The sequence below is a fragment of the Pseudoalteromonas sp. SG43-6 genome (assembly GCF_014164365.1).
In the GTDB taxonomy this organism is placed as follows: domain Bacteria; phylum Pseudomonadota; class Gammaproteobacteria; order Enterobacterales; family Alteromonadaceae; genus Pseudoalteromonas; species Pseudoalteromonas rhizosphaerae.
The window spans coordinates 1-553 of the sequence record NZ_JACJEZ010000162.1 but is presented as its reverse complement, the minus strand read 5'-3'; the positions used below and the strand labels follow the sequence as shown (position 1 = coordinate 553).

General features: G+C 51.5%; 1 rRNA gene. It reads right to left on the bottom strand.

What is annotated here, in order from left to right:
- Positions 1-553: ribosomal RNA gene (locus H5201_RS22600) — 23S ribosomal RNA — on the bottom strand; the annotation flags it as partial.

The following is a 553-nucleotide window of genomic DNA, read 5'->3' as shown; positions in this document are numbered from 1 at the left end:
TGAATCCGCAGCTTCGGTGCATAGTTTAGCCCCGTTACATCTTCCGCGCAGACCGACTCGACCAGTGAGCTATTACGCTTTCTTTAAAGGATGGCTGCTTCTAAGCCAACCTCCTGGCTGTCTGGGCCTTTCCACATCGTTTCCCACTTAACTATGACTTTGGGACCTTAGCTGGCGGTCTGGGTTGTTTCCCTCTTCACGACGGACGTTAGCACCCGCCGTGTGTCTCCCGGATATTACTTTACGGTATTCGGAGTTTGCAAAGGGTTGGTAAGTCGGGATGACCCCCTAGCCTTAACAGTGCTCTACCCCCGTAAGTATTCGTCCGAGGCTCTACCTAAATAGATTTCGGGGAGAACCAGCTATCTCCCGGTTTGATTAGCCTTTCACTCCTAGCCACAGGTCATCCCCTAACTTTTCAACGTTAGTGGGTTCGGTCCTCCAGTTGATGTTACTCAACCTTCAACCTGCCCATGGCTAGATCACCGGGTTTCGGGTCTATACCTTGCAACTAATCGCCCAGTTAAGACTCGGTTTCCCTACGGCTACCCTA